General features: G+C 65.1%; 4 protein-coding genes. 3 read left to right on the top strand and 1 reads right to left on the bottom strand.

The annotated features are described in order from the left end of the window. Both Q0L57_RS05480 and murJ read left to right on the top strand, forming a co-directional pair. On the top strand, positions 1 to 2,373 hold a 2,373-nt coding region (locus Q0L57_RS05480; RefSeq protein ID WP_296739181.1), incomplete at its 5' end, for a [protein-PII] uridylyltransferase. Positions 2,374 to 2,413: 40 nt separating this feature from the next. After that, positions 2,414 to 4,003 carry a murein biosynthesis integral membrane protein MurJ gene (gene murJ, locus Q0L57_RS05475; RefSeq protein ID WP_296739177.1) on the top strand — a complete coding sequence of 530 codons (1,590 nt, stop codon included), beginning with the start codon at positions 2,414 to 2,416 and terminating at the stop codon, positions 4,001 to 4,003. A 29-nt stretch (positions 4,004 to 4,032) separates the two neighbouring features. Here murJ and Q0L57_RS05470 read toward each other — a convergent pair whose 3' ends face one another. After that, complete coding sequence (locus tag Q0L57_RS05470; protein ID WP_296739175.1) at positions 4,033 to 4,659, bottom strand: LysE family transporter; 627 nt, start codon at positions 4,657 to 4,659, stop codon at positions 4,033 to 4,035. A 177-nt stretch (positions 4,660 to 4,836) separates the two neighbouring features. On the opposite strand from Q0L57_RS05470, the gene trpS reads away from it, so the two are divergent. Continuing rightward, a partial coding sequence (gene trpS / locus Q0L57_RS05465; RefSeq protein WP_296739172.1) for a tryptophan--tRNA ligase occupies positions 4,837 to 5,324 on the top strand: 488 nt, incomplete at its 3' end.

Below are 5,324 nucleotides of genomic sequence, written 5' to 3'. Positions count from 1 at the left end.
CTCTACATGCTGTGGGACATGGGGCTGAAGGTCGGCCACGCCACCCGCAACATCGAGGAATGCCTGAGGCTGTCGCGCAGCGACATCACCATCCGCACCTCGATCCTCGAGGCGCGTTTCCTGTGGGGCGAACACAAGCTCTACGACGAATTGCTCACCCGCTTCGACCATGAAGTGGTGCGCACGACCGGGCCGGAATATGTGCAGGCCAAGCTCGCCGAACGGGACGAGCGCCACGCCAAGGCCGGCGAAAGCCGCTACCTGGTCGAGCCCAACGTCAAGGACGGCAAGGGCGGCCTACGCGACCTGCAGACGCTGTTCTGGATCGGCAAATACTTCTACCGCGTGCGCACCGGCGAGGAACTGGTCGAGAAAGGCGTCTTCACCGAGGCCGAGTATCGCGAGTTCCAGAAGGCCGAGGATTTCCTCTGGGCAGTGCGCTGCCATATGCATTTCCTCACCGGCAAGGCGGAGGAGCGGCTGCATTTCGACATCCAGCGTGAGATCGCCGAGCGTCTCGGCTATACGACGCATCCCGGCCTGTCGGCGGTCGAGCGTTTCATGAAGCACTACTTCCTCGTTGCCAAGGATGTCGGGGACCTCACCCGCATCTTCTGTGCCGCGCTTGAGGAGGAGCAGGCCAAGCACGTGCCTGGCTTCAACCGCATCTTCCTCACTTTCCAGCGTCGCAAGCGCAAGCTTGCCGGCACATCCGACTTCATCGTCGACAACCATCGCATCAACGTGGCCGACGACGGCGTGTTCGAGCGCGATCCGGTCAACCTGCTCAGGCTCTTCTGGTTCGCTGACAAGCACGGGCTGGAGTTTCATCCCGACGCGCTGAAGCTGCTCACCCGCTCGCTCGGCCTGGTCAACAAGTCGCTGCGCCGCGACCAGGAGGCCAACCGGCTGTTCCTCGACATCCTGACCTCGGACCGCAACGCCGAGCTGAACCTCAGGCGCATGAACGAGGCCGGACTTCTTGGAAAGCTGATCCCCGACTTCGGCAAGATCGTCGCCATGATGCAGTTCTCGATGTACCACCACTATACGGTGGACGAGCATCTCATCCGCTGTATCGGCGTGCTGGCCGAGATAGAGCGCGGCGACGGCGCGAAGGTGCATCCGCTGTCGCACTCGCTGATGCCGGGCCTGAAGAAGAGCCGCGAGGCACTCTATGTCGCGGTGCTCTTGCACGACATTGCCAAGGGCCGGCCGGAAGACCATTCGGAGGCCGGCGCCAAGATCGCCCGGCGCATCTGCCCGCATATGGGGCTGTCGGCCGCCGATACCGAGACCGTCGCCTGGCTGGTCGAGAACCATCTCGTGATGTCGATGACGGCGCAGACGCGCGACCTCAACGACCGCAAGACGATCGAGGACTTCGCCTCGATCGTGCAGTCGGTCGAGCGGCTGAAGCTGCTTTTGATCCTCACCGTCTGCGACATACGCGGCGTCGGGCCGGGCGTCTGGAACGGCTGGAAGGGCCAGTTGCTGCGCACGCTCTATTTCGAGACCGAGCTGCTCCTGACCGGCGGCTTCTCCGAGGTGTCGCGCGCCGAACGCACGGCAGCGGCGCGCGAACGTCTGGCCGAAGCGCTCGCCGCCTGGCCGGCCAAGGAGCGCAAGCGCTATGTCGCCCAGCACTACGAAAACTACCTTTTGACCGTCGACCTGCCGGACCAGTTGCGGCATGCCGAATTCGTGCGCGAAGCGGATGCGGCGGACAAGAAGCTTGCCACCATGGTCAAGACCTACGAATTCGAGGCGGTGACCGAGATCACCGTGCTGGCGCCGGACCATCCGCGCCTGCTCTCGGTGATTGCCGGCGCCTGCGCGGCGGCCGGCGGCAACATCGTCGACGCGCAGATCTTCACCACTTCGGACGGACGCGCCCTGGACACAATCCTGATCTCCAGGGAATTCGACCTCGACGAGGACGAGCGCCGGCGCGCGGAGCGCGTCGGCCGGCTGATCGAGGACGTGCTGTCCGGCAAGAGCTGGCTGCCCGAGATGATCGAGAAACGCACCAGGCCGAAGCGCGGCGCCAAGGCCTTCCGCATTCCGCCGCGCGCCGAGATCCGCAACACCCTGTCCAACCGGTTCTCGGTGATCGAGGTTGAGGGGCTGGACCGGCCAGGCCTGCTGTCCGAGATCACCGGGACGCTGTCGGACCTTTCGCTCGACATCGCCTCGGCGCACATCACGACCTTCGGCGAGAAGGTCATCGACACTTTCTACGTCACCGACCTCACCGGGCAGAAGATCGACAACCCGACGCGCATCGCGACCATCCACAAGCGGCTCATCGACACGCTCGAGGGCAACGCGGCGGAACGCAACGGCGGCAAGTCCAAGGCGGCGGCCGAGTGACCATCCATTTGACGCAATTTCCCTGGTAGTCGTCCCCCGCATGAGCCTAGTCAAGAAATTCGCCACCGTCGCTTCCGGCACGCTGATGAGCCGCGCGCTGGGATTCGGCCGCGAGATGCTGATGGCGGCGGCCCTTGGCACCGGGCCGGTGGCCGACGCCTTCAACGCCGCCTTCCAGTTCCCGAACACCTTCCGCCGGCTGTTCGCCGAGGGTGCCTTCAACGCCGCCTTCGTGCCGCTCTTCGCCAAGGAGATCGAGACGCACGGCACCGACGGCGCCAAGCGCTTTTCCGAGGAAGTGTTCGGCGTGCTGTTCTCGGCGCTGCTGGCGCTGACCATCGCGATGGAACTCGCGATGCCGCTGATCGTACGCTACCTCGTGGCGCCGGGCTTTGCCGACATTCCGGGCAAGTTCGAGACGACCGTCCGGCTGGCGACGATCATGTTCCCGTATCTCATCTGCATGTCGCTCGCCGCCATGATGGCCGGCATGCTGAATTCGCTGCGCCGCTATTTCGCCGCGGCCATCGCGCCGGCCTTCCTCAACATCATCCTGATCAGCGTGCTGGCCTACGCATGGTACCATGGGCTGGATGCGCATGACGTCGGCTTCGGCCTGTCCTGGGGCGTGCTGGCGGCGGGCATTGTGCAGTTGGCCATCGTCTGGGTGGCGGTGCGCAATGCCGGCATCTCGATCGGCTTCCGCCGGCCGCATATGACGCCCAACGTCAAGCGGCTGCTGGTCCTGGCGCTGCCGGCGGCGATCACCGGCGGCATCACCCAGATCAACCAGCTGATCGGCACGGCCATCGCCTCGGCGCAGAACAGCGCCGTGTCGTCGCTCGCGTATGCCGACCGCATCTACCAGCTGCCGCTTGGCGTCGTCGGCGTGGCTGTTGCGATCGTGCTCTTGCCGGAACTGTCGCGGGCGCTCAAATCGGGCAACCTGGTCGAGGCAGCCAACCTGCAGAACCGGTCCGTGGAGTTCACGCTGTTCATGACGTTGCCGGCGGCGGCCGCGCTCTGGGTGATGTCGGAGCCGATCGTGCGGCTGGTCTACGAACGCGGCGCGTTCGCCGCCAATCATTCAACACCAATCGTCGCGTCGATCCTGGCGATCTTCGGCCTCGGCCTGCCGGCCTTCGTGCTGATCAAGGCCTTCACGCCGGGCTACTTCGCCCGCGAGGACACGCGCACGCCGATGATCTTCGCCGCCATCTCGGTCGGCGTGAACGTCGCCACCGCGCTGACGCTGTTTCCCTCGATGGGCGCGCCGGGCATTGCGGTCGCCTCCGCCGTTGCCGGCTGGGTGAATGCGCTGATGCTCCTCGCCATGCTGATCAAGCGCGGCCATTGGGGCCGCGACGTCCCATTGCTGAAGCGCATTCCCAGGCTGGTGCTATCGGCCGTCGTGATGGCGGCGGCACTTTACTTCGCCGAGCATTATCTCGCCGCACGGATCGGGCCAGGCTCACCCCTGGTGATCAAGGCGACCACCGTGCTGGCGCTCGTCGCAGGCGGCGCGTCACTCTATTTCGTCACCGCCTTCGCGACCGGCGGCGCCGATTTCGGCATGATCCGGCGCAACGTCAAGCGTAGCTCGGCGAAGGCAGCACCGCAGCAGGAGTAAAACCCCGCCGGCGCCGAAGCTGTCTCGTATCAACCGCGCTCCAGAGCCAGCCTTGCGCCGAACAGGATAAGCAGGCCGCCCGCGACACGGTCGAGGGTGCGGCGCACTCGCCGGTAGCCGTTCGAGACGGCTTCAGCCGCGAACAACCAGACCACGCAGGCGTACCAGGCGACCGAGATCGCCACCATGAGAACGACCGATGCGAGGCCCAGCGCCAGCGATGGCTGCGCCGGCAGAGCCACGGCGAAGATGCTGGCCACCGAAAGCGCGGAACGGGGGTTGGCGAGGCTCGTCGCGAGACCGATCCAGAAGGCGCGACTGGAGGAAAATCCTTTGCCCTCGACAGGCAGCGCCGCGTCTGCCGCGCTGCGTTTCTCGGCCAGCACGATCAGCCTTACGCCCGAATAGATGAGATAGCCGGCGCCGGCGAGCTTCAACGTTGCATAGGCCCAGGGCGCCGCAAGGAACAGGGCCTTGATGCCGGCGAGCCCGCATATGCCCCAGACGGCGGTGGCAATGCCTATGCCGCAGACGGCGGCGAAACCGGCGCCGCGCGAGCGCGCCACGGCGATCCTTGCGGTCATCAGGAAGTTCGGCCCGGGCGAAACCGCCGCGACCAGCCACACGGAAGCGACGGCAAGCAGATGCGAAAGCATGATGGAGCCCCTCGAGAGACCGCTATGCTAGGTCAGACCAGACTGTGCTGGCTAGAGCCATTCAGGCTCCGAAGCCGAGCTCGCCTCTTGATCCCGCAAACAGCTTCGTCCATAAGCGCGCCGTCGAAAGACTTTCGCCGCGCGCGAAACGGCCCTCCACAAGCCACGAGGAAAAACATGTCCGCCTTCAAGCCACTCGTCTTTTCGGGCGTCCAGCCGACCGGCAACCTGCATCTCGGCAACTATCTCGGCGCCATCAAGAAATTCGTCGCCCTTCAGGAACAGTCCGACTGCATATACTGCGTCGTCGACCTGCATTCGCTGACGGCGCAACTCGTCCACCAGGACCTCGGCGACCAGACGCGATCAATCACCGCCGCCTTCCTCGCCTCCGGCATCGACCCGAAGAAGCACATCGTCTTCAACCAGTCGCGGGTCATGCAGCACGCCGAACTCGCCTGGATCTTCAATTGCGTCGCCCGCATCGGCTGGATGAACAAGATGACGCAATTCAAGGACAAGGCCGGCAAGGACCGCGAAAACGCCTCGCTCGGCCTGCTCGCCTATCCGAGCCTGATGGCCGCCGACATCCTGCTTTACCGCGCCACCCACGTGCCGGTGGGCGAGGACCAGAAGCAGCATCTGGAGCTCACCCGCGACATCGC

Source organism: Mesorhizobium sp., assembly GCF_024509055.1.
Lineage (GTDB): Bacteria > Pseudomonadota > Alphaproteobacteria > Rhizobiales > Rhizobiaceae > Mesorhizobium.
Note: the sequence above shows the minus strand (reverse complement) of the source record. Positions and strands in the feature narration are given on the sequence as shown.

Excerpts from the sequence above, each read along its gene's own strand:
- murJ (WP_296739177.1), top strand. The coding sequence starts at position 2,414 with ATGAGCCTAGTCAAGAAATTCGCCACCGTCGCTTCCGGCACGCTGATG.
- Q0L57_RS05470 (WP_296739175.1), bottom strand. The coding sequence starts at position 4,659 with ATGCTTTCGCATCTGCTTGCCGTCGCTTCCGTGTGGCTGGTCGCGGCG.